Consider the following 20,464-nt stretch of genomic DNA (forward strand, 5'->3'; position numbering starts at 1 on the left):
TAAATGTAAAATTCTAAATCACTTTATTTTTTTTAGAATTCCAAACATTTTAATCCTAATACATACAAAATGAATCCACATCAAAAAGACCTCATCAAAGCAACAATTCCAATATTAAGAGCAAGCGGCGAAGACCTGACTAATTATTTTTATAAAAGAATGTTTACGCACCATCCTGAATTGCGAAACATGTTTAATATGGGAAATCAGGCAAACGGAAGGCAAAAATCGGCTTTGGCAAATGCGGTTTTGGCTTACGCCGAAAATATTGACGACCCAACCGTTTTAATCAGTGTTTTGAAAGGAATTGGAACCAAACACCGAAGTTTAAATATCCAGCCCGAGCAATATAAAATTGTGGGAACACAGCTTATCGCCTCCATCGCAGAAGTTGTTGGAGACGCCGCAACACCCGAAATACTCGAAGCCTGGACGATTGCTTTTTATCAGCTTGCGCAAATTATGATCGATCTCGAAAAAGATATGTATCAGGAAAATGCCGCGAAACCCGGAAGCTGGAACGGCTGGAGAAAATTTGTCATTAAAAAAATCGCAGAAGAATCAAGCGAAATAAAATCATTTTATCTTTATCCCGAAGACGGAAAAGAAATCACCAATTATCATCCCGGACAATTTATCAGCGTTCAGGTTTTTGTTCCTGAATTAGGACTTTTACAACCCAGACAATATAGTTTGTCCAGCGCTTTTAATCCGGAATATTATAGAATTTCGGTAAAAAGAGAAAGCGGCATTAATTCAAATCCATCCGGAATGGTTTCGAATACATTGCATTCAAAATCAGAAGGCGATGTAATTTCAATCTCTGCTCCTGCCGGATTATTTCACTTAGAAAAAGATTCTCAAAACCCATTGGTTTTAATAAGTGGCGGCGTTGGGCTTACGCCAATGTTAAGCATGCTCGAAACGAATTTAAACGCTATTCAGCATAAAAAAACAATCTGGATTCACGGTTGCAGAAATGAATCTGTTCATGCATTTAAAGATCAGATTGTAACTTTAAAAGAAGAAGCAAAACATCTTGAAACATTTACTTTTTATGATACGATTGAAGATGAAAACAACATTTCGAACGAAATAATTCACGGCCGTGTTGATCTTCATAAATGCAAAGATTCTATTTTACTCGATCAGGCAAAATATTATATCTGCGGACCTGAAATGTTTATTAAAACGCAATATCAAGCGCTGATTAATTTGAATGTCAATCAGGAAAATATCTTTTATGAAGAATTCGGACCTCAACTTATCAATTTGAATTAAGATGAAAATCGTTCGGTTTTACAATAAGAAATATTTAATTCAAATCACGCAAAATCTGATAACAACATTTTTTATAACCTTTACATTAGCCAGTATAAATTGCACGAATAAATCGAATTTTTTATTTTTTTGGATGCGTTCCTGGTTCGTTGCAGGTTTAATTTCTAATGTGTTTTCATTTTTTATCTTTTCGAATAAAAAGTAAGTTATTCAATTTTAAACTCCTGCAAGGTTTTGGAAACCTTGTAGGTTTGTTATTTATATCGAGATACCTACAAGGTTTTGAAAACCTTGCAGGATAACGTGATTGGTACCGCTGAATTTAATGATGTATTTTTGGATACAATTTTATAATCAATCCTTTAAGTCGGTTTTGATAATCTTCTATAAGCCATTCCTTATAATTTTTGCTTGCATTATCAAGGCATTTTACATATTGTTTTACACGCCATTCTACTTCCGGGTTCAAAACTTCTGCCAATGCGGTTGCCTGAGTCAGCGTTTCTGCATTATCCATACACATTTTTGCCTGTTGCCTAATTGATTGCTGTATCACTGTTTTAGGCTTTTTATCCATATCGATTGCTTCCTGATAATGTCCTTCAATATCAAAAGTCATTTCCAGCGTATTGGGAAACTGCGCCCTTAACTCTGCCGATAAAGCATGCGATTGAACGGATGAACCTCCGCCTGTTGCCTGATAATGAATTTGTTTGGCAAAAGCCTCAGGATTTTTAAAAGCATAATTCCAGTCTACCGGTTCCTGCCATTCACCAAAACGCTGAATATTATTTCCTAAATCTGTAATCGTAAATGTTTTTTTAGACGGAAGCTTGCGAGAACCGCGCCCCACCATTTGATGATAAAGAGTAATCGAAGTCGTCGCCCTGTTTAAAATAACATTTCGAATTGTTGGTTCATCAAATCCTGTTGTCAATATAGAAACAGATGTTAAAACCGCATTTTTTGTTTTCTTAAACCATTGCAGAATTTCTTTTCGTTCTGCATCAGAAGTTTTATTATCCAAATGTCTGATTGCAATCCCTGCCGCCGTAAAACTATCCTGCACTTTAAGCGAAGTATCAATTCCGTTATTAAAAATTAAAGTCTTTTTTCCAGTTGCATTTTCCTTATATGCTTTCAAAAGCAAATCCAGCATCGCCGGCGAACTGTATAATTCATTAGAAGAACTCACCGTATAATCACCGTGAATTCCGGTTTTAAGCATATTTAATTCTACTTCATACACATAAGATGTAGGTTTTGCCAGAAAACCTTCTTCAATAAGTTTCGAAATAGTTTCGCCCGTAATCAATGATTTATAATGACGTTTCATTGGTTTCGAAATATCAGAGCTAAAAGGAGTTGCCGTTACACCAATCACAACTGCATCTTTAAAATTTCCCAGTAATTTTCGAAATGAATTATGGTGCGCTTCATCAATAATCACCAAACCAACATCGTTCGTTTTTATTTTTTTTGATTTTATCCTGTTGCGCAGCGTTTCTACCATAGCCACATAACAATCGTAATTTGCTTTAAAATTGCCGCTTGTACTATTTATCATTCGGTTTTGAACACCCAGCTTTTTTAATGTCGTCGAAGTCTGTCTGCATAATTCTTTACGATGCGTCAGGATAATCACCTTCTTGTCAAATTGATTGATAAACCGTCTGGCTATTTCAGAAAAAATGACCGTTTTTCCGCCTCCTGTTGGTAATTGATATAAAAGTTTATGATTGGGCGTGCTTCCCATTTTATCAAAAATAGACTGAATATCCCTTTCCTGATATTCATAAAATAATCCCGTTGGCTGCGTTGTAGTTTCCATTTGTAAATGTGCTTTCTATTGCTGAATTAATCTTCGGTTACAACCTCAAGCTGCGACTCCGTAAATTTTCCAGTCATAATGTTTCCTAACTCATCTTCCCACTGCGTGATGACATTTTCTATTAATTCAGGCTCAAATCCAACCACTTTCATAATCTGAGTTCCAAATTCCTGTCTTACATTTTCTCCTTCTTTAAACATGTGTCCTCGTTTTATTGTTATTAATAAAGTAAAATTAATTAGCCGTTTTGCCAATACTTTATATCATTTCAATATCAATTTATATGATTCGGGATAAAACCAAAAATTTGATTAGTATCATAAAGTAAATTTTATAAATCTGCACACAGATTATATAAAAGATTTCTCCCTGAAAAAGATTTACTTTATAGCTATTTAGCGAATTAAAACAAACTTAATATGAGCGATATAGCAAAGCGTTTTCCCGAAAATCCGTTATTAATGCCTAAAGACTTAACTGCGAGTAATCCTGAATTACAAATTATAAGTCTTTTAAATCCCGGTGTTTTTACTTTTGAAAATAAAACGTGGCTTTTGGTTCGGGTTGCAGAATCTATAGCTCAAAAAGAAGGTGTAATTTTCTTTCCGGTTGTAAATGCATTAGGCAAAATAGAAATAATCGAAATTCCGCTTAATGATCCTGATCTTATAGCAAACGATGCACGTGTTGTTAATTATAAAGGACTGGATTATTTAACGACGCTTTCGCACTTGCGAATACTATGCAGTGACGACGGAAAAAAATTCTATGAGCCAAAAGATGCAACCACACTTTTAATGGGTTCCGGAATTCTCGAACAATTCGGAATTGAGGATTGCCGTGTAACAAAACTCGAAGATACGTATTACCTCACGTATACCGCAGTATCTGAAAATGGTGTTGGCGTTGGACTTCGCACAACAAAAGACTGGAAAAGCTTCGACATAAAAGGAATGATTTTCCCGCCACACAATAAAGACTGTGCGATATTTGAAGAAAAAATAAACGGAAAATTCTACGCTTTACATCGTCCGACAAGTCCGCAAATTGGAGGAAATTTTATCTGGCTCGCCGAATCACCTGACGGAATTCACTGGGGAAATCACCAATGCATTTTAAGATCAAGACCCGGACAATGGGACAGTGCACGAGTTGGCGCAGGAGCCGCACCAATAAAAACCGAAAAGGGCTGGCTGGAAATATATCATGGCGCAAATGCTGAACACCAATATTGTTTAGGCGCTTTTTTAATGGATCTTGAAAATCCCGCAAAAGTAATTGCCAGAACTATAGATCCTATCATGCTGCCGCAAGAAAGTTACGAACTAAGCGGTTTTTTCGGTTACGTAGTTTTTACTAACGGACATATCGTTAACGGCGATAAATTAACTATATATTACGGCGCCGCAGACGAATTTGTTTGTGGAGCAGATTTTTCTATTCAGGAGATTTTGGATTCTTTGCAGTATTAGACTAGCTTAGAAGTTTTAAACACCTGCAAGGTTTTCAAAACCTTGTAGGTTTTATTATTATTTACATCAGGATACCCTACGAGGTTTTTATTATTAACATCAGATACCGACAAGGTTTTGAAAACCTTGCAGGAAAAATTTTGGCGTTATTATTACGTATGTCTGAGCGATCAGGTTATTGTTGCTCTTCATAACATTTCATCTTTGGCTCAAAAATTATTGGAGGATTATCGGGACCATATTCTGGCATTTTACCTAATATATTATAGAAATCAATATTTTCTAATCTAATAATAGCTTTATTATTATCACCAAATAAAAGTACTGGAATGCCTTCATAATTAGAATAACCAATTAACTTATCAAATGTCTCAGGTCTGCTACTTTTAAAAATATTGTAATCAGTTTTTGAAATACATAACTCGTCTTTGTTAGGCATTTTTTTACTAATTATTAATAAGATTGGGAAATCATATTTACTATAATTTGTAGTGTCATTTAAAACTTGATAAAGAGATTTTTCTAAATTTAAATTTTTTATTTTATGTGTACTTTGAAAATTTAACAACTCATTGTACGATATATCTTTATCACCAGACTTACAACCATTTGTTGTTATTATGAGCATTATCACAATAAATCGTAATATTTTTTTTGATATTTTTATCATAATTAAAATTTTGAAATAGTTCCCGATAGCCCGGATTTGCAATCCGTGCCCGCAAAGTGTATAAAAACAAAAACTTAAATTTTCGTAATTAATAATAACCTATTTTATATCTTTTTGTGCACACGGAAATTTTTTTTGCGCTATCGTTATTCATATCAGATCGATTTAGGTTTATTTAAAACACAACCCTAATAACATATCTGTAGTATAGGCAGTATATTTTCCTCCATCGCTCCAAACTACTCTATCTTCAATAGATATAGAAAAATTCTTTCTATTAGGAATACTAATTACAGGAACATATTTGAATAAAATCAAGTCGTATTTTTTAAACAACATAATTTTTTCACAAGTATCATCTTTGATTTTACTTTTTACAGATACAATTAAGTGTTTTTTAAAATTCTTTTTAAATGTAATAAAATAATAGTTGCTTACAGAGTCAATTGCTAATACTTTATAGGTTCTGGATTTTTGAGCAAAGATATTTTGCATCACAAAAAATATAAAAGCAAGGATAAAAAAATTTCTTTTCATAATTATTCTTTTTAATTGAACATTTTCCCCACTCTCGCATGAATCTTTTTGTGTGGTACAACAGTTGAATCTCCTAGCAAGCAGGGAGATGATCAGTAGTTGTGAGATTTGTGCTTTTAATGATAAAATCAATTGCCAGTTTTACCTTATCAGCTTTAGTTAAAGTTAACATCTTTTTTCCATTACCTTTATTCTCATCAATCATTAATAGAGTAAAACTAGTTATTGAATAATTCAAATCCGGTTCCCAATTACGCGATTCTTTAGTATTGTACGAATACGCGTAGTTAGTTGAAAGTTTTCCTTGTCTTATCGAAACGTGTTGAAAATTTGATGTTTCAATTAAAGTTTTTCTTAACCGAAATCCAAACAAAAAAATAGTATTGTAGAGTCTTTTATTTTCAATTGACAAACCCTTTTTAGTACATAAAATAGCAATGAATATAAAATTTAAAACCAATAAAATAATTTCAATAGTATAATACGATTTAAAATCAACAGAGTTTAGCATTCCTAGAAATACCATTACAGTAATAAAAGTTAAAATAATTAAATTTTGAAACTGTTTAAAGTCCAGTTTTTTTTCCAAAATAATTTTCATATTTATATAATTAATTATTAATTCACCTTAACTTCAAAAGAAAGTGTATCATTTATAACCGTTTTTTCTTTATCATGAAATTCATATTTAACAATAGCTCTTATTCTATTATTCCCTTTTTTAGTTAGAATTTCTTTTACATCAATACCTACTGGTGGCATTTGTGTAAATATTCTTTTTACTTTAGCATTATCAACATCTAGATTTTCTATCTTAAAACTACGCTTAGCATTAGGTATATTTGCTATTAAATAGTGATATTTTAAAGTATCTCCAACTTTTAAATATTGATTGACTTTTATTTTAAACTCTTTTTGACGTGCTATTTTATATTGATAAATTTCCATTAATATAAGTCCCTCATGACTAATTATATTTCCCAATTCATCATATTTCGCAATGAAAGATGTGCTTCCAAAATCATCACTTAATGCATATCTTTTAATTTTCCCACTCTCATAATAATACTTTGTTTCTTGAGATATTTTTTTTTCATTTTTGTAATCAATGCTTTCAATATTACCATTCTCAAAATAAAAAATAACGGGTCCTATTGCTTTACCATTTTTAAATATGCCGGACTTTATTTTTACACCATTGTATTTGCAAAGGATATATTTTCCATCTAAAACCGTATCTTCTTTTTTAATAACATATCCTGAAAACAGTATTTCTTTATCTTTAGGGAAATATGTTTTTAACACACCTCTTATTTCATTTTCTTTTTTGCAGGAATAAAGCATAAATCCAAACAAAACAAACAATATGAAGAATTTATCATTTTTTTTCTTTTCCATTTTAATTATTTTTTCGGTCTTAACAATTTTCCCATCAACTGATTTCTCAGTCTTTTGCAGTGTATTATCTACACCTCCATAATGAAGGACTTGAAGAGTATCTTTTTTTGCTTGTGGCTCTTTATCTTTCTGTTCTTTAATAGCAGCTTTTACAGCTTTACCTCCATTAATACTATTATCAACTGCCGTTATTCCATCATCTGCTTTATTTCCTATTGTTGCTCTTCCTCCATTTGTTCCTTTTCCAATAGGTGCAAAATTAACATTTAACTCAAAAGCTGATATCGTAGTCATAACTTCTAATGAACCACCAAAGTCAATCCAAAGGACATCTCTGCCACCTTTTGGTAAAGCACTTGGATTTTGATTATTTCCTCCATCAGAAAATGCAATACCATTTCCTCCAGGACCAGATTTATCAGAACCTCTTCTCTCTGTAGTTGTACCAACAGATACTGCACCCATAATGTTTGAAACGGTAGTTTGCATTGTTTGAACTGCAGAATCATATTTACTGGAGAACCATCCGCCAAAACTTGCAGTAGGATTTCTTGGCGCTAATTCTAAACCTTCTAACTCTCGACCCATACCCATTTTATTTTCCTGAAAAGCGTAAGTAGAGTTATATTCATATTTTTCTGCCAAAGGATCTATATTAAAAAAACGTCCTAAATCAGGCATGTAATTATAAACATAATCGAAGACAATAATTAATTCACATTTACCTCAAAAGAAACCTCTTTATTTAGATCAGGAGTTACTTTGTCATCAAAACTATATTGAGCTTTTACTTCAATTCTATTAAGTCCTTTTTTAGTTAAAACTTCTTCAACAATAACTTCTGCTGGTTTTTTACTTTTAATAATCCTTTTAACTTTTGAGTTGTCAATATCAATATTTTCTATTTTAAAAGTTCTTTTAGCATTAGGTATATTCGCTACTAAAGAGTAATATCTAATAGTATCCCCAACTTTTAAAACATCTCCTGTTTTAATTTCAACTTGTTTTTTATTTGATAATTTATATAAACCTCGTGGTAAAATTGAATAACCCTCGTACTTTTTAACTACTCTGTTATCAAACTTAATAACAAAAGCCGTATTTCCAATCGTATCGCACATAATATACTTCTCAATTGAACCTTTCTGATTATAATATGTACACTCTAAATTAACTTTACTATTTTTTCGATAGAATACTGATTCTATTTTACCATTATCATAATAGTATGAACATTTCCCATTTGGTTCATTATTCACAAACTGTCCTTCGGCAATTTTAACTCCTTTTCCATTATAATTTATAAATTTTCCATGCACAATTGTATCGCCATTTCTAATTACATATTCATTTGTTCCTATTAATTTCCCCATTGAATTATACTCGTTTAGAATATGTACTTTTTTATCATCAAGGTATTTATTAAATACTATTAATCCAATAATTACAATAAATACTATCAGTAAGGCTATTTTATATATTTTTTTCATTATTTCTTTTTTTGGTCCTGTTCTTGTTTTTGTTGTGCTTCATAGATATCGCCCCCCGCTCCCCAAAGTCTTCTGAAAACGCTGTACGAAGTCTCCCGACTTCGTACCAGTTCCAATATATTATCAATAGCTGTCAATTATACAGATAGAATGACTTGTGTTTAAACTAATTCACCTTAACTTCAAAAGAAAGTGTATCTTTTATAATTGTTTTTTCTTTATCATGAAATTCATATTTAACAATAGCTCTTATTCTATTATTCCCTTTTTTAGTTAGAATTTCTTTTACATCAATACCTACTGGTGGCATTTGTGTAAATATTCTTTTTACTTTAGCATTATCAACATCTAGATTTTCTATTTTAAAACTGCGTTTTGCATTGGGTATATTTGCTATTAAATAGTGATATTTTAAAGTATCTCCAACTTTTAAATATTGATTGACTTTTATTTTAAACTCTTTTTGACGTGCTATTTTATATTGATAAATTTCCATTAATATAAGTCCCTCATGACTAATTATATTTCCCAATTCATCATATTTCACAATGAAAGATGTGCTTCCAAAATCATCACTTAATGCATATCTTTTAATTTTCCCACTCTCATAATAATACTTTGTTTCTTGAGATATTTTTTTTTCATTTTTGTAATCAATGCTCTCAATATTTCCATTCTCAAAATAAAAAATAACGGGGCCTATTTCTTCACCATTTTTAAATACACCGGACTTTATTTTTATACCATTGTATTTGCAAAGGATATATTTTCCATCTAAAACCGTATCTTCTTTTTTAATAACATATCCTGAAAAAAGTATTTTCTTATTTTCAGGAAAATATGTTTTTCGAACTCCTCTTTTTTCATTTTCTTTTCTGCAGGAGCAAAATAAAAATCCAAATAACATAAACAAAATAAAAAACTTACTAATACTTCTCTTTCCCATCTTAATTATTTTTTTCGATTTTAACAATTTGACCATTAACTGATTTTTCAGTCTTTTGCAGTGTATTATCTGTACCTCCATAATGAAGAACCTGAAGAGTGTCTTTTACAGTTTTAGATTCGTCAGTTTGTTTTTTAGTATCTCCGGCTATAATCTTTGCAGCATTCGCAGCATTATCAACAGCACTTATTCCATCATCTATTTTATTTTCTAAAGTTGCTCTTCCTCCATTTGTTCCTTTTCCAATAGGTGCAAAATTAACATTTAACTCAAAAGCTGATATCGTAGTCATAACTTCTAATGAACCACCAAAGTCAATCCAAAGGGCATCCCCCCGCTCCGCAAAGTCTTCTTGAAAACGCTGTACGAAGTCTCCCGACTTCGTACCAGTTCCACTATATTATCAATAGCTGTCAATTATACAGATAGGATAACTTGTGTTTAAACTAATTCACGTTAACCTCAAAAGAAATCGTATCATTTATAACCGTTTTTTCTTTATCATGAAATTCATATTTAACAATAGCTCTTATCTTATTAATTCCTTTTTTGATTAACACTTCTTTTACCTCAATACCTACTTGAGTAGTTTTTTTGAATGTTCGTTTAACTTTTGTGTTATCTACATCTAAATTTTCAATTTTAACAGTACGTTTAGTATTAGGTATATTCGCTATTATATATTGATGTTTTAAAGTATCTCCTACTTTAAGATATTGATTTATATTTACTTTAAAGCGCTTATTTGTAATTTTATATTGATAAATCTCCATTATTGGATATCCTTTATAATTTTCTACATTTCCTCCTTCATCAAAACGTATTATAAAAGCTGACAGGCCAGAATCGCCATATGATGTATAGCGCATTATCTTTCCTGATGGAAAATTGTCTATATTTTCTTCTGTAATTTTACTATTCTTGCGATAGAATATTGATTCTATCTTACCATTATTGAAGTAATAAACACTTTTTCCATTTGGTTCTCCATTAACAAAATTTCCTTCAGCTATTTTATTTCCTTTCTCATTATAACGTACAAATTTACCATGAACAATAGTATCTCCATTTCTAATAACATATTCAGACACATCTGTTTGTTTTGTATCAGGATAATATTCTTTCAAGGAATATGTTTTTTCATTCTTAAAAGCAAAAAACACCACTAGCCAAGTAAGTGCTATAATGGGTAGTAATATTATTATTCTATATCTTCTATTCATTCTCTTTTTTACCTCTAATTTCTGTTCTAATTTCTGTTCCATCTTTTGCGTAAAATGTTTCCCTTACGGAGTCTCTCTTTTGTCCATTGTCTGGTTTGTCTATCTTCTTTTTGACTTCTCCAGCTATAGTTTTAACACCACTTGCAGCATTATCAACAGCACTTATTCCATCATCAATTTTATTTTCCATTGTTGGTTTGCCACCATTTGTTCCTTTTCCTTTAAATGCACCATTAAATCCTAATTCAAAAGCAGCTACGGTTGTCATCGCTTCTAAAGACCCTCCAAAATCTATCCAAAGTACATCTCTACCGCCTTTTGGTAAAGCACTTGGATCCTGATTATTTCCTCCATCAGAAAATGCAATACCATTTCCTCCAGGACCAGATTTATCAGAACCTCTTCTCTCTGTAGTTGTACCAACAGATACTGCACCCATAATGTTTGAAACGGTAGTTTGCATTGTTTGAACTGCAGAATCATATTTACTGGAGAACCAACCTCCAAAGCTTGCAGTAGGATTTCTTGGAGCTAATTCTAAACCTTCTAACTCTCGACCCATACCCATTTTATTTTCCTGGAAAGCGTAAGTAGAATTATATTCATATTTTTCTGCCAAAGGATCTATATTAAAAAAGCGTCCTAAATCAGGCATGTAATTTCTCCATTTAAAACTGTCCCAATTTAAGCCTAACTCGTCTTGACGTTCCTGGCCTTGGTATTTGTAATTATACCCAATTTGCTTATTATCAGAATTATATCCTTTATGGGCTAAACCAAATGCGTAATAATTATTCTCTTCTAATATTTCTAGTTTATTTGTCGCGGTATTCTTAGCATAACTCAAACGAACGTTCCCTATATGATCTAAAAAATTATAAACATAGCCGTAAATTCGTGTTGCAGGATTTACACTTGTGTTTCGTACATACCCTTCTGCCGTTGGAAAAAACTGTAAGATGTCGTTTTTATAATGAAAACCACTTAAATATTTCGTGTTGGTTACAACATTATTTTCTGTTACTATTTTCTCTACTTTTTGTCCGCTTGCAGTGTAAATATACTCAATTGTATTTCCGGCTGCAAATGTTGTTTTTAGCGGCAAATTAAGATGATTATAGTCTATAGTAACGATTTTCTTGTTTTGGTCTTTTATCAAATTTCCGTTTGCATCATAGGCGTAATCATCTTCAGTATCGTTGTATCCGTCGCTGTCGTCTTTAAATCCCTGCGGGTTGTTCGATTTGTCTGTAACTTTCATAAGCTGGTTACTATTATTGGCATAAAAATAATCCAGATTATCCATATGATCTGCATAAGGATTGGTCGATATTCCTGCCATAAACATACGCTCGAGGCTTTTTATGTTTCCATTTTTATCATAAACGAGGTTTTCGCCAAAATAGTTTTTGCTGTCTGTGAGCTTAGGTATTTGATAGATCGCTGATTTCAAACGATTTAAATTATCATAACGGTATCCATAACCACGAATGATGCCACCATCTGAATTTGTTGCCCAAAAAGTTTCGGCTATATTACCATTATAAAGTGCTTCTAAACGAAACATAATTGCCTCAGGGTTATTATAATTTATTTTAAAAGCAAACAAATCTCTTGAGGCATTATCTTCTTCTAAATTATTTATATTATTAATGTTCGTTAGCCAGCCTCTTATATTATATTTATAATCAATTTTCTGTAGCGGGTTTTCAGTTGTATTCCCAACATTTTTACCTATTAACTTACCTAAAGCATCATACGTATTGTCTGCAAGAAGTTCCACTGGTCCTTCATTTACTTTATGGGTATGGGTAAGCAAACGATCTTGTGCGGAATAGGTAAATCTTTCGACAACTTCAATATTAAATCCGGACGTCATTGCCCTGTGTGCCGTAAATTTAATAAGTGTCTTTCCTGTAAAATCGAGCATATAATCGATAAGAGTAAAACCTCCCAGATGATTCTCTACATGTTCTTCTATTGGTCTTTTTTTAGCATCGTAAAATACAGTATTGGTTTCTCCCAAAACTGCCGAGGCTGTTGTAGGTACTCTTGTCCAACTGCCGGTTATCAAACGGCTATTTTCGTAATCTACTTTTTGTCCGCCAATATAATACGGTTCGTACACTATTTTAGGATATTTATAATCATCATAATACGTTGCGCTAAGAATTTTTAAACCCGATGTTGGTGCATTCGCTCCTTTTATCGTAATTCCTTCAATAGTTCCTGAGCCCGGTTTGGTTTCTGTTACCGGAATTACGGCATTTTGTGCCTCTTGTAAACTATATCTCGTTTGTGTATTCACCGTTGCATTTCGCCAGCCTGTGTATATTGACCTGCCAAGCGCGTCATATTTTGTTATTAACCAACCTGTAGCCGTATCATCCTGAAATGGCGAATTTGCAGGACCCGTTGCTACAACGTGATTTTGTTTGTCGAATACTGTAAACTCCCATTGTTTGCCGGGTATTTTTTTCTCGACTTCACGATTGCGATAATCGTATTTGTACTGATAACATAAATTATTCAGTACTTCATCACTAATAACTCCGTCTGCTGCTTTTGGCGGAATTACATAGGTTTTATTATTGTATTCATCAAATACATAGTAGGTGTCGTGTTTTTGTCCTGATTCGTACAGTCGCCTCAAAACAACCAAACCTTCCTGGTTTTTAAACTCAACGATACTTCCGTTAGATTCTAAAGGATCTGCGGCTGAATTTTCGTCGTAAGTAATGGTTTTATACAGCTCATTTTTAGGGTAATAACCGTTATCCCAAAAAGAGATATCGTATAAACCTGTCGCTGCATTCCAACTTGTAATGGCTTCAAACAAACGAACTTCGTTATCCTGATTGGTTTGGTAATCTATTTTTATTTCATGCCCTTTATCCATTGCCCAATCCGTTCCCGGAGCGGCTTGTTTTAAAACACGGCTTAATGGCGATGCTTCAAGCTTTTTTTGAAAAAACGGATTCATCGTGTTTTCATAAATATCCGTTTGATAATAGGCATGTGTAGCATCAAAAGCAGATTGCGCATCGATTCTCGAATAACTTCCGTTACCATTAGAAGAGAAAGGCAAATATTCTTTTTCTTGTCTGCCAAAACCGTCATATTCAATATGAGTAACAATATTCGATCCGTCTCCGCCCTGTCCAATGGCAATGGTTTGCACGGGACGACCTAAACCGTCAAAGTAGGTTATGTTTTCTTTTACGTCACTTTTATTTTTAATTCCGTTAACCGTTGTCATCGGAGTATTAAAAGTACGATTGAATGTGTAATTTTCGTTACTTGATTGCGCTTGTAAAACAGCCGTTATAAAAAACAATAAAACAGCTATATAATGGGATATATTTTTTATCATGATGTTATTCTTTATAATGATATTGGTTTTCAGACAGTAAATTCCCATCTGCATCTTTTACAAATTGCAATCTTCCAAAGCTGTCATAAGTAAAATAAGTAAATACGTCGCGAGCATCTTTTTTCATGCTTAAACCAATAAGTGGTTTGTGTATGTAAGTTGTAATCATGGTATTACCAAATTCTTCTTTGCTATAAGCGAAATTTTTTATCGCCTTAAACATACTTTCCTCTGTTCCTTTGTCTGATGCGGTTTGCACTTCATTTATCAAACTTACCGGAATACTTTTGTAGGCTATATTCTCAATTACAGCAACCGGCAATGTTTTATTATAACCCCAAACAATCGATACGGGAGTACTGCCTTCTTGGGTATATTGCATAATATTTCCTTTATCATCATACAAATCAAAAGAGATTATTTTGTCTGTTACCAGATTTAAAGCTGCTGTTCCTTTATTTACGAGTTTGTATTTTGGCAATAATAAGTTGCTCGTTGCACCACTTTTGTCGTAAACGGTTTTTTGCTCAGCTATTTTTGTAGCTCCTCTGTATGTTTGCGTATTTAGAGGAATGCCTATCATATTTGTTGCTACTAAATCTTTTACAAATGGCTCGTCTGCCATTTCCGAATCTTGTGGATAATAGTATTTGGTTTCGAGGGTTTCATTACTTTTTGAGGTTGTACTTTTAACCGCAGTTAGTTGTATATTATTTGGCAAATTATTATATATAAATTCCTCACTTTCTTCAACTATACCATCCTTGAAATAATTTTTTACTGTTTTAGATTTTAGTTTATCAAATCCTGTGTAGATTTTGAAATAAGGGATTTTTAAACCATTAGGTCCATAATTTTCTACGGTATATTTATTTGTTGCATAAATTCCATCATAAGCAAATTCTCTATAAGGATTGTATGGAATATCTTTTAATATGTTAGGAAAGCTAACTCCTAAAGGAAAAATATGTTTGGATACAAACGAGTTTCCTGTACACAATTGGTTTTGATCCATTAACTCATAATTAATTTCATCAACATACCCTCTGTTTTTTTCTACTTCTTTTCCATAGTAGTCATACAACTCTTCTTTGATTATTTTTTTATCATTATAAAATAATTTCTTTAACAATTTTCCTCTGTGCCACTCTTGTGGTTCATCTTCCCGGTAGTCATCAAATAATGGAATTTCTGAAAATAAGGGTTCTTTAAAACTAAAATAATGATCTTCTTTAATTTCCGTCTTATTTATATTATCGTAATCTATTTGACTTACTTTAGTATACCCCACATTTGAGCCGGATGTTTTATAAAGTGGCAATGTAGATGATGAAGACAATCTTACTCCAAGTTGATCTTCAATTTGAGTTGAATGACCTCCCTCACCTGGTTCATAATGGATACCATCAAAAACATAAAGAGAGATACTTTCAACATATGTTGGTACATTCATCATTTTACCGGACGTAATTTTATTATCATCTAAGTATTTGAAGTAAGTTGTATATTTTGCACTACCAAAGTTTTCATCAGTATAGGTTTGAATATCTTTTATTCGTAACCCTCCAACACGTACATCGTCTCTTACTTTGTCTCTATATTTAATTCGAAAACTAGTATTATGATAAAAATTATAATCATTTGGGCTTGATAGTAAATAATTTTGGGTAACTATAACTTTCATTCTATAAGTACCTTTACCCCCTATATCAAAAGAACCATTTATAATTCCTGATGCATTTTCGTCTTTAGAAATTGTACCCTGATATTTTATATCTTTATAAGTGCCATTGTCTTGTTTTTGCTGCAGATAAAACGCAACCTTATTAAATTCTGTATATATATTTTTATAATTGGGGACTTTAAAAGGTAAGTTTGAATTTATCAATAGACTTATTTCACTAGATTTTAAGGTTGTACTGTGAATACTTGTTTCTATGGGTTCACTATAGAATACTTTATTGAACATGTTTACTTCATTCGGTGCAGGATAATAATAGTTTAAAGCATAACCTGAAATAACAAATGAAGACTCTTTAATTGCATAGCGTTCATCAGAGATGGCATCAAAATAATTTGCAGTTGTTGGATTGGTTAAACATTTATGGTTTTCATAATCGTAATGTTTAATTCCTCCTTCAGGAAATTTAATACTTTTAAGTGAAAATGTTTTAGTATATAAAGTGTCTAAATCTCTATTAAAGCCTAAATTACTTTCCACATGATATTCTGGTAATAAATTTTCAGGAAAAAGAGAAACGTTTGTTTTTTTACCATTAAAATAGCCCCAATGATCCTGGGCTTTTGAATATTTTGATGGAATTTTATCAAATAAATAATAATCAAAGTTATAATTCTCGACAACCGTATTTTTTGTATCGTAAAATTTAACTGCATCAAGTCTTAATCGCTTATCAACAGCATCTTTACCAAAAAGATGCATATCGGCATTAAAATAACTCTGAACTAATTCGATTTTTTTAATTAAATTATTCGCAATATCGTAAACTTCTATTTTTTCTAATCTTTTTGCACCCGTTTGTAAATCAAGTCTGTCTCCATAAGTAAAATTAATTTTACCAGAAGGAAAAATAATTTCAGAGATCAATTTTTCTTTTGTGCCAGTAATACTTGACTCATAAGAAGTACCTGTTTTTTCTCGTGAAGACCTAACAATTATTTGACTGACATGATTTCCCAAATTTGTATATAACATATAATTTGCTGAAATATAATTATAGATAATTTCTTTGTTTTTTGTAGAAACTATTCTTTTCAATTGCCAGGATTGATCAAATGGAGTAAGACCGTATTGACTTATTGATGATGTACCGTCCTTACCTAAAATTATGTTATAACCGGTAGGAAGTTGAATTGAAAAGTTATCAATATAATTAGAATTACCTCTGGCTAAAATCTCATAATTAATACTAATATCATCTAATGGAAAAGTTATAAACTTTTTTAGTTCCTGACTAAACATAAACTTACCACTATGCCCAAAGAAGCTATAATAAAACTCATCGGGGCGAGAATCTTCATTACCAAAAACATTTCTTATATCATTTCCTGCTAAAAATGCTTTTGCATAAAACTGCATCCTACTCCCATGTTCACCACGATTATTACAATCCCATCCTGTACTTTCAGTAGGATCTATAGACGTGTTTAATCGTCCTATTCCAAAAGTTTTTTTGTTGCTATAATCCTGATTCATAAAATATCGTTCATCTGGTGCACCATGATTATTTCGAGTTATTTGCCCGCCAATATTCAAACTCCAGCCCAAACCTACAGATGTGGCGTCTTCTTCTACCTTAATACCGCCTGTGTTATATGAAATAGAAATTGGTATCTCCATACCGTCCAGATTAATAGAATATATTGGAATATCAATAGAGGACTGTCCGGTATAAAGAGATACATTATTTAATAATCTTTTCTTGAATTGATAAGATTCCGGTGGTAAAGGAATACCGTAATCATATTCTGTCGATTTTTGACTATATATATTTAACGCTACTAATAATAGTATTACTGTTATAAAATTAATTTTCATGGTTTTTGTATTATTTGGTTGTTATTGATTTAATGTTTCCCTCTTCGTATCACTTTCACACCATCACTCTGCACATTTGTCTTAACATTTATCACATAAATTCCTTCGGGATATCGGCTTAAATCGACCGGAACAGTTCGGGTTGTAATAGGAAACTGCTGTAGCAGGCGACCTGCCATATCTACGACTGTAACTGTGCCTTTTTCATATTCATAACCTATAATTATATTAGTAAAGCTTACCACAGGATTCGGAATCGCTTCGATGCCTTTAGATTTTGATTTTTCAGGCTTTTGTTTGTCTTTTATTTTGACAACCCAAAAATCATTTCCGCCAATACTGGAGTTTTTATCTTTCGAAACATCAGACTTTGACGTGCCTGCCATTAAGTAACCGCCATCTCTGGTTTCGAATAATTTTTGCATGATATCTTCGCCATTACTTCCGACGATTCTCTTCCAGATTTCCTCGCCTTTTTTATCAATTTTCAATGCGATATATCCGCTTTCTTTATCTTCTCTTTTAGGTATTATTCCGGCTGTTTTTTGAACGATATCTCCTTTAGAGAATTTATGTTCACTTTGCGAATAACCTCCAATCAAATAGGTATGATCTGCATTTTCTACCAGTGAGGCCAGAATATCTGTTTTACCAAAATCATAGGTTTTACTCCACAAAACATCGCCTTTTTCATCTAATTTTAAAACCCAATAATCGGTGCCATTACTTACCATTCCGCCCAAAGAAGTTAGCGGACTTGTACTATTTGAGTTTCCACCAACAATATAGCCGTCATCTTCTGTTTGATGAATCGTATACAATTGATTATCGCCATTTCCGCCGTATGTATTTTGCCATTCTATGGTGCCGACATCACTGATTTTCAGAATCCAATAATCACCAATTCCTTTTTGAGGTGCTGTTTTATCTCCGGATTGCGGAGAGTTTGAATAACCGCCAATAATGTAACCGCCATCTTTGGTTTGTTCCATGCTTCTTAATAAATCAGCATAATCTCCGCCGTATGTTTTTTGCCATTCGATTACTCCGGATTTATTCAATTTGACAATCCAGTAATCCATATTGCCACGGCTTTTTTCTGATTTTATGTATACGTCCGGTTTAGTATCTAAAGGCTGATAATGGGTTGTAGTGTTCCCTAATTCCGGACTTGAACTTGAAGATCCTGCCAGCATATAGCCGCCATCTTTGGTTTGAAAAGCACAAACTAATTCATCCTGACCACTTCCGCCAATGGTGCGCTGCCATTGTTCATTGCCTTTGGCATCCAGTTTAATAACCCAAAAATCTGTACTGCCTTTATTATTGTCTTTCTTTTGAAAATCATTTGATGAATTGGATGTTCCGGCAAGAATAAAACCACCATCTCTTGTAATCTTTATACTTTGAAGCAAATCGAAACCACTTCCTCCAAAACTTTTCTGCCAGTCCAGATTACCGCTTTCATCCATTTTCCAGATCCAGTAATCCAGATCTCCATTGTTGTTTTCTTCTTTATTTCCTGTTTTATTAGACAACGAGCTTCCAGCCAAAATAAAACCATAATCTGCGGTTGGCTGAGCGTCAAATAAATAATCGGAATGGATTCCTCCATAGGTTTTTTCCCAAAGAATATCCTGAGACCAACTCAGAAGTGGAAAAACGAATACCAGTAATAAGTAGATTTTTTTCATGGCTTGTAGTTTAGAAGTTAAGTGAAGATTTTTTTGTAAGTAAATACGTCGTTCACATAACAAGGTTAGGCATAGTTTATATAGTAAACAATACCCATTTTCCGTGATTTTTCTACAATACCCACTTTCGGGGATGGGGTAATTATAAAGTGTTTTTATTTTTCATTTTTCCAAACAAAAAGTAAATTATTCACAAGGTTAAACTCCTGCAAGGTTTTCAAAACCTTGTAGATTTTATTATTTACATCAGGATACTTACAAGGTTTTTATTATTAACATCAGATACCTACAAGGTTTTGAAAACCTTGCAGGAAAAATTTTCGCACAATCATCATCTTTTTTTATTCCCAAATACCTAAACTATCTTCTTTTAGTTCGGATTTTTTATCATTGTTATTTCAAACTTTCTGTTAAACAAATCTTGTTTATTTATTTTTTCAAACTTTTTTCACGAATTGTAAGAACACTTTTTAAAACCCACTTCAATATTTGTAGAAAAATTAGTTTTATATTAGCTGAACTAAAACTTATCCTAATAAAATGATTAAACAGCAATACAATCTTTTACTTGCAGATGATGACGAAGATGATTGTGATTTTTTTAAAGAAGCCTTAGAAGAATTAAATCTTCCAACATCGCTTGTTACGGTTAATGATGGCGTACAGCTTATGGATTATTTATCTAAAAGTGGTGCTGAAAATTTGCCTGATATTTTGTTTCTTGACCTAAATATGCCCCGAAAAAATGGTCTGGAATGCTTAACCGAAATAAAACAGGCAAATGAATATAAGAATCTTCCTGTTATCATTTTTTCTACCTCTTTAGACAGAGATATTGTAGATTTAGTGTATGAAAAAGGAGCTGTTCATTACATTCGGAAACCCGGTGAATTTGCCAAATTAAAAAAAGTGATTGGAAATGCGTTGAACCTGGCATCTGAAACTAATTTTAAACAACCCGCAAGAGAGCATTTTATCCTGCAACCCTAA

Annotated in this window: 16 protein-coding genes; 3 read left to right on the forward strand and 13 right to left on the reverse strand. The window is 32.3% G+C overall.

Going from position 1 to position 20,464, the window contains the following annotated elements:
* Positions 1–69 precede the first annotated feature (69 nt).
* Positions 70–1,281, forward strand: coding sequence for an NO-inducible flavohemoprotein (gene hmpA, locus OLM54_RS10395; protein ID WP_264538512.1), 1,212 nt, complete (start codon positions 70–72; stop codon positions 1,279–1,281).
* Positions 1,282–1,603: 322 nt separating this feature from the next.
* On the opposite strand, the gene OLM54_RS10400 is transcribed toward hmpA, so the two are convergent.
* Both OLM54_RS10400 and OLM54_RS10405 read right to left on the reverse strand, forming a co-directional pair.
* Positions 1,604–3,112, reverse strand: a complete 1,509-nt coding sequence (locus OLM54_RS10400; RefSeq protein ID WP_264538513.1) for a DEAD/DEAH box helicase — start codon at positions 3,110–3,112, stop codon at positions 1,604–1,606.
* A 26-nt stretch (positions 3,113–3,138) separates the two neighbouring features.
* A complete protein-coding gene (locus tag OLM54_RS10405) occupies positions 3,139–3,312 on the reverse strand; it encodes a hypothetical protein (RefSeq protein ID WP_264538514.1) in 174 nt (57 codons plus the stop codon).
* Between the two features lie 219 nt (positions 3,313–3,531).
* Here OLM54_RS10405 and OLM54_RS10410 point away from each other — a divergent pair, with 219 nt between their 5' ends.
* Complete coding sequence (locus OLM54_RS10410) at positions 3,532–4,584, forward strand: glycoside hydrolase family 130 protein (RefSeq protein WP_264538515.1); 1,053 nt, start codon at positions 3,532–3,534, stop codon at positions 4,582–4,584.
* A 175-nt stretch (positions 4,585–4,759) separates the two neighbouring features.
* Here the strand turns inward: OLM54_RS10410 and OLM54_RS10415 are convergent, their stop codons facing one another.
* The 11 genes from OLM54_RS10415 to OLM54_RS10465 form a co-directional block, all read right to left on the reverse strand.
* Positions 4,760–5,254: a hypothetical protein gene (locus tag OLM54_RS10415; protein ID WP_264538516.1), complete on the reverse strand. Its 495-nt coding sequence runs from the start codon at positions 5,252–5,254 to the stop codon at positions 4,760–4,762.
* A gap of 171 nt (positions 5,255–5,425) precedes the next feature.
* On the reverse strand, positions 5,426–5,791 hold the full coding sequence (locus OLM54_RS10420; protein WP_264538517.1) for a hypothetical protein: 366 nt from the start codon (positions 5,789–5,791) through the stop codon (positions 5,426–5,428).
* A gap of 73 nt (positions 5,792–5,864) precedes the next feature.
* A complete protein-coding gene (locus tag OLM54_RS10425) occupies positions 5,865–6,392 on the reverse strand; it encodes a hypothetical protein (RefSeq protein WP_264538518.1) in 528 nt (175 codons plus the stop codon).
* Between the two features lie 17 nt (positions 6,393–6,409).
* A complete protein-coding gene (locus OLM54_RS10430; RefSeq protein WP_264538519.1) occupies positions 6,410–7,870 on the reverse strand; it encodes a toxin-antitoxin system YwqK family antitoxin in 1,461 nt (486 codons plus the stop codon).
* A 29-nt stretch (positions 7,871–7,899) separates the two neighbouring features.
* Positions 7,900–8,679 carry a hypothetical protein gene (locus OLM54_RS10435; protein ID WP_264538520.1) on the reverse strand — a complete coding sequence of 260 codons (780 nt, stop codon included), beginning with the start codon at positions 8,677–8,679 and terminating at the stop codon, positions 7,900–7,902.
* A gap of 166 nt (positions 8,680–8,845) precedes the next feature.
* A complete protein-coding gene (locus tag OLM54_RS10440; RefSeq protein ID WP_264538521.1) occupies positions 8,846–9,625 on the reverse strand; it encodes a hypothetical protein in 780 nt (259 codons plus the stop codon).
* Between the two features lies 1 nt (position 9,626).
* Positions 9,627–9,917: a hypothetical protein gene (locus OLM54_RS10445; RefSeq protein WP_264538522.1), complete on the reverse strand. Its 291-nt coding sequence runs from the start codon at positions 9,915–9,917 to the stop codon at positions 9,627–9,629.
* 154 nt (positions 9,918–10,071) lie between these two features.
* On the reverse strand, positions 10,072–10,890 hold the full coding sequence (locus OLM54_RS10450) for a hypothetical protein (protein WP_264538523.1): 819 nt from the start codon (positions 10,888–10,890) through the stop codon (positions 10,072–10,074).
* Positions 10,841–14,221, reverse strand: a complete 3,381-nt coding sequence (locus tag OLM54_RS10455; protein ID WP_264538524.1) for a DUF6443 domain-containing protein — start codon at positions 14,219–14,221, stop codon at positions 10,841–10,843. The genes OLM54_RS10450 and OLM54_RS10455 overlap by 50 nt, the downstream gene beginning before the upstream one ends.
* A 4-nt stretch (positions 14,222–14,225) precedes the next feature.
* Entirely contained in the window at positions 14,226–17,780 is a 3,555-nt protein-coding gene (locus OLM54_RS10460) for a hypothetical protein (protein ID WP_264538525.1), read from the reverse strand.
* A gap of 29 nt (positions 17,781–17,809) precedes the next feature.
* A complete protein-coding gene (locus OLM54_RS10465; protein WP_264538526.1) occupies positions 17,810–19,474 on the reverse strand; it encodes a T9SS type A sorting domain-containing protein in 1,665 nt (554 codons plus the stop codon).
* Positions 19,475–20,014: 540 nt separating this feature from the next.
* On the opposite strand from OLM54_RS10465, the gene OLM54_RS10470 reads away from it, so the two are divergent.
* Entirely contained in the window at positions 20,015–20,464 is a 450-nt protein-coding gene (locus OLM54_RS10470; RefSeq protein WP_264538527.1) for a response regulator, read from the forward strand.

The organism is Flavobacterium sp. N1736 (assembly GCF_025947065.1).
GTDB lineage: Bacteria > Bacteroidota > Bacteroidia > Flavobacteriales > Flavobacteriaceae > Flavobacterium.